Origin of the sequence: Vibrio sp. OPT46 (genome assembly GCF_015163535.1) — a bacterium.
In the GTDB taxonomy this organism is placed as follows: Bacteria; Pseudomonadota; Gammaproteobacteria; order Enterobacterales; family Vibrionaceae; genus Vibrio; species Vibrio alginolyticus.
In genome coordinates this window covers 10,259-14,765 of sequence record NZ_JADDYG010000569.1, presented here as the reverse complement: position 1 = coordinate 14,765, position 4,507 = coordinate 10,259, and the positions used below count along the sequence as shown (strand labels likewise).

The window sequence follows — 4,507 nt, the reverse complement described above, 5'->3', positions numbered from 1 at the left end:
TCGCCGGATAATGGCCTGCATCCGCCATTTCACGAGAAAGAACAATATGGCCATCAAGAATGGCTCGCGATGCATCCGCTATCGGATCTTGCAAATCATCCCCTTCGGTCAAGACGGTAAAGAACGCCGTAATCGAGCCTTGTTCGGCACTTCCATTACCCGCTCGCTCAACCAGCGCTGGCAGCTTGGCAAATACAGAAGGCGGGTAACCTTTCGTCGCTGGCGGCTCACCAACAGAAAGTGCGATTTCACGCTGTGCTTGTGCAAAACGAGTCAACGAGTCCATCAATAGCAGAACATCTAACCCTTGGTCCCGGAAGTATTCAGCAATCGTTAATGCCGTTTGGCACCCCTTTAAGCGCATTAGAGGTGAAGCATCGGCAGGCGCCGCGACCACCACTGAGCGGCGACGACCGTCCTCACCCAAGATCTCTTCGATGAACTCTTTAACTTCACGTCCACGCTCACCTATCAGGCCGACGACCACAACCTGTGCGGTGGTGCCTCGCGTCATCATGCCAAGCGTGACCGATTTACCCACACCAGAACCTGCAAACAGACCGATACGCTGACCTTTACCAACCGTCAACAAACCATTGATGGCTTTTAGGCCAACATCGAGCGGTTCAGAAATTGGTTTTCGAGCCAACGGGTTGATCGGCTCGGCATTAAAAGAGGCACGATGATCGGTATACAAAGGGCCAAGTCCATCAAGTGGATTCCCAACCCCGTCTATCACGCGCCCAAGTAACTCCATGCCGACAGGCAAACCAGCGTCACTGGTTAAAGGGGTGACTCTCGCGCCAGGTAAAATGCCCGTAATTTGTTCGCTTGGCATTAAAAATAGGTTGTCACCTGAAAAGCCGACAACCTCGGCTTCCATCTGACCTGACATGGTTTCCACTAAGCATAAACTGCCAATTGGTGCGCGACAGCCGGTCGCTTCCAACGTTAACCCAACCACACGCACCAGTTTGCCAGAGGCGACAGGGCGCGTCGTAAGGCCTTCAACTTTGTAGTTTTTTAAGCGGTCAGCGAGTGCTTGCATGGATTACTCACCCTCTTGATGACGGTTTGCGCCACAAAAGCTGTGCAATACGCTTTTGACGCGTTCTTCCATGCGATAATTAATGCTTGATTCACCGGCTTCAATCTGGACATCACCTCGATTGAGCGATGGCTCAGCAACTAACGTCCAGTTGCGACAATTAAGGTCTTCTTCACCATAAGCTGAACGAATAATCGCGACATCCTCTGGATTCAGGTGCAAGGTAATAGGGTGGCCTGATATTGGTAGCGCTTCGACCGACTGCTTCACTGTATCTAAAATAATTTGAGGGTTGGTTTGTACTTCAACGTGCACCACTTCTTTAACTAAACAGAGCACCATATCCACCAGCTGCTTTTCAACCTGAGCATTCATCAACTCCAAAGGTTGAGCAAACTGATTGGCCAAGTTCATAAAAGTTTCAACTTGCTGCTGAATGTATTCTTGCCCTGCAGTTACCCCTTCAGCTTTTCCGAGCTCGAGACCTTCAGCATGGCCGGCTTGCAACCCTTCTTCTTTACCTTTGTCGTAACCTTGCTTAAAGCCAGCTTCCTGACCTTGATGTAAGCCTTCTTGATAAGCACCTTGCTTAATCAGTTCAATTTGCTCTTCGGTTAGCGCAAGTGGCTGCTCTTCTTCAGGCTCATCAAAATTCGGCACCCATCCCGGGTCATAGTTGAACGCGGTTTGTTTTGCTTGTTTGGCTTTAGGCTCGCCATAATCAGGCAGCCCCCAACGTTGAGGTTCGATCATCGAATCATCTTCATCAGGACGGATAAATCCACGTTTTCTATCACCAGCCATGGGTTACCTATTGTGTGTTCGATTAAGAAGTGAGGGTGCTCCGCAATAGGATAATTGCGAAGCAATAGAAATTATAAGAATTCGTCAGCACCGCCAGATAGCATAAGCTCACCAGCATCCGCCATTCGACGGGCAATTGCTAAGATTTCTTTCTGAGCGGCTTCTACATCTGCCACTCGTACTGGCGGCATCGCTTCTATGTCATCACGCATCATATCAGCAGCACGTTTAGACATGTTCTTGAAGACTTTCTCACGTAACGAGTCATCTGCACCTTTGAGTGCTTTTTGCAACACGTCTTGTGGTACGTCACGCAGCAACTTCTGAATACCTTGGTCGTCCACCTCGACTAAGTTTTCGAAGACAAACATTAGGTCTTGGATTTGCGTCGCCATGTCTTCGTCCTGATCGCGAATTTGTTCCATCAACAAACCTTCGACGTTGTTGTCTAGGTAGTTCATGATCTCCGCTGCTGCTTTCAGGCCGCCAATTTTGGCTGCTTGTGCACCCGCTTGACCCGCGAACTGTTTCTCCATGATTTCGTTCAGCTCTGCCAATGCTGATGGCTGAACTTCTTCAAGGTTGGCAATACGCATCATCAGATCCAAACGCACGCGCTCAGGGAACTGAGACAAAATCTCTGCAGATTGGTCTGCTTCTAAATAAGACAGTACGATAGTTTGAATCTGTGGGTGTTCATTGACAATAATGCTCGCCACTTGGCGTGGGTCCATCCATTTCAAAGAATCCAAGCCTTTTGATCCCGTACCAAGTAGGATCTGGTCAACCAAGTTGTTGGCTTTGTCTTCACCAAGAGCGGCAACCAGTGCATTACGCATAAAGTCTTCGCTGCCCATACCAATGTTGGTGTATTTCTGGATATCCTCCAAAAACGCACGATGAACAGCAGATACCTTGTCTTGGCTGAGATCCTTCGCGCGAGCCATCGCACTACCAACACGCTGAACCTGTTTTGGTTCTAGGTGACGGATAATGCCAGCTGCATCTTGTTCATTAAGGCTCAGTAGCAAAATTGCCGCTTTTTCTTCGCCAGTAATGGTTGAAACATCCAGCTCTACTGGCATTCCCGCGGCGTTGTCATCTTGAGGTACGATATCGTTAGCCATTGTCATTCATCCAGTTTTTCACTACTTGAGCAGCCAGTTCAGGTTCATTCGCAACCAGAGCGCGAACCGCTTTCAATACATCTTCATCTTTATGAAGGTTTGGCAAATCAATACTTGAGCCAAACTCGAACAGTTCGCTGCTTTCGATGTCACTGCCAATCAAGCTAGTTTCACCATCCGCACCAATCGGCAAGCCGTCTGGTCCGTACATTTCGTCTTCATCATCGCTGGTAGGGTTAAGCAATTTCTTCATTGCTGGGCGAACCAGAACCAACACAACCACAATAATCACTAATGCACTTGCGAACCAACGAACCCAATCACTGAAGTTAGGGTGCTCCCAAATTGGTGGTTCTTCTAGCTGCTCAGCCTCTGGCTCAGCAAACTTTACACTCAATACATTCAGTAAATCGCCACGACCTTGATCAAAGCCGACGGTACCAATTAATACTTGGCGAATGGCATTGATTTCAGATTCGGACATTGGGGTATAAGTCACTTCACCCGTATCAGGGTTAACTTGACGACGGTCTTTAATCGCAACAGAAACGGTCTGACGAGCCACCGTCCCGGTCTGCTTTCGCTCGTGGCTGATGGTGGTATCTAGCTCAAAGTTACGCGTGGACTCTTTACGAACTGAACCCTGCCCCATGACAGAACCATCTTTCATTTGAGCCACATCTTGCGGAATTGAGGCATCCGCTGGAGGCTGATTACTCAACGCACCCGGAATACCCGCAACCATGTTACCGTTATTGTAATCTTCGAGTGCGTACTCACTGCGGGTCGCAGGGGTGTTCGGATCAAAGCGTTTGCGAGTTTGTTCAACCGCACTGAAATCCATTTGTATATCAACCTGCGCCGTATAGTTGCCATAACCTAAAATCGGTAATAGTACGGAATCAATTTTTTCGCGCAGCGCTTGCTCTTGGCTGCGTTCTAATTCTTGTTCTTTGCGTCGTGCCGCAGAAGCGGGATCTTGGGAGCCTGAGCTGAGTAAGCGGCCATGCTGATCTGTGACGGTAATTCGAGAAGTTTTCATTCCCGGCACGGCACTAGCCACCATGTCGACAATAGAATCCACTTCTTGCTGCTTAAGGTTCGTGCCTGTCGACAATGTCAAAAATACCGACGCAGAAGCTTCTTGGTTATGACGCACAAACACGCTGTGCTTTGGCAGTGCCAATAACACTCGTGCTTTGCGAACTTGCTTCATTTCTTCAATTGCTTGAGCCAATTGGCGCTCTCGACTGAGTTTGAGACGCTCTTGCTCGAGACGTTGTGAAACACCAAAACCCATGTCTTGCAGCAAAATATCATCGCCCGCTTCTGTAGCTTGGTTAACGCCGGAACGAACCATGCCAAGTTTGATCGAGTTGTACTCACTCGATTCAACAGAAACAGTATTGCCATCAAGCTTATAATTGATTTTCTGCTGGTCCAGATAATCCAGAACGGGGATCAATTCTTCGGTCTCATACGCACCAAGTGGGCGCATCTCCGGTTCTTTGACCCAAAAGAACAGCAT

4 protein-coding genes are annotated in these 4,507 nt (G+C 48.6%); all 4 read right to left on the bottom strand.

Annotated elements, in window-relative coordinates; translation table 11 throughout:
• The coding region (locus IQR33_RS22855) for a FliI/YscN family ATPase (protein WP_228014076.1) at window positions 1-1,048 on the bottom strand (1,048 nt) is incomplete at its 3' end.
• A gap of 3 nt (window positions 1,049-1,051) precedes the next feature.
• Window positions 1,052-1,852: a flagellar assembly protein FliH gene (fliH, locus tag IQR33_RS22850; protein WP_005394317.1), complete on the bottom strand. Its 801-nt coding sequence runs from the start codon at window positions 1,850-1,852 to the stop codon at window positions 1,052-1,054.
• A 71-nt stretch (window positions 1,853-1,923) separates the two neighbouring features.
• Entirely contained in the window at window positions 1,924-2,979 is a 1,056-nt protein-coding gene (gene fliG / locus IQR33_RS22845; RefSeq protein WP_005380470.1) for a flagellar motor switch protein FliG, read from the bottom strand.
• The coding region (gene fliF, locus IQR33_RS22840) for a flagellar basal-body MS-ring/collar protein FliF (protein ID WP_228014075.1) at window positions 2,972-4,507 on the bottom strand (1,536 nt) is incomplete at its 5' end. The genes fliF and fliG, both read right to left, overlap by 8 nt.

Excerpts from the sequence above, each read along its gene's own strand:
- fliH (WP_005394317.1), bottom strand. The coding sequence starts at position 1,852 with ATGGCTGGTGATAGAAAACGTGGATTTATCCGTCCTGATGAAGATGAT.
- fliG (WP_005380470.1), bottom strand. The coding sequence starts at position 2,979 with ATGGCTAACGATATCGTACCTCAAGATGACAACGCCGCGGGAATGCCA.